This window comes from Vibrio sp. 1249-1 (genome assembly GCF_033340495.1).
The window spans coordinates 1-534 of record NZ_JAWOWJ010001104.1 but is presented as its reverse complement, the minus strand read 5'-3'; the positions used below and the strand labels follow the sequence as shown (position 1 = coordinate 534).

At 45.5% G+C, this 534-nt stretch carries 1 protein-coding gene; it reads left to right on the top strand.

The genetic code is table 11. From position 1 onward, the window contains the following. Positions 1 to 534 (top strand): Mur ligase family protein (locus R7Z50_RS30695; RefSeq protein WP_318150177.1); only part of this gene is annotated, 534 nt, incomplete at both ends.

Here is a 534-nt window from a genome sequence, read left to right as displayed (position 1 = left end):
TCCGCTGACCTTGCTGCGTTCTCAGCAAGATGACGATTACGCGGTGATTGAGCTAGGCGCAAACCATATTGGTGAAATTGCTTACACTACCCAGCTTGTGAAACCGGATATCGCGCTGGTAAACAATGTTGCGGCGGCGCATTTGGAAGGCTTTGGTTCTATTGAGGGTGTAAAGCAAGCCAAAGGTGAAATCTATCAAGGGTTACAGGCTGGTGGCATTGCCATCGTCAATCTCGATAGTAACGGTGACGCGCTGTGGCAATCGGTTCTTGCAGATAAAAAAGTGATCACTTTCTCGCATAATAATTCGCAAGCGGACTTTTACGCATCGAACGTGACAATGAATGAGGAAGGTAAAGCGAGCTTTACTTTGCATATTTCATCAGATTCGCGAGAAATTGAACTGTCACTTGGTATTATTGGTCAACATAACGTTGCAAATGCCATTGCGGCCTCAATCATTGCGCTACACATGGGGGCAACCGTTGAAGAGATTCAGTTTGGTCTTTTAAACCTTAACAAAGTAAAAGGCCG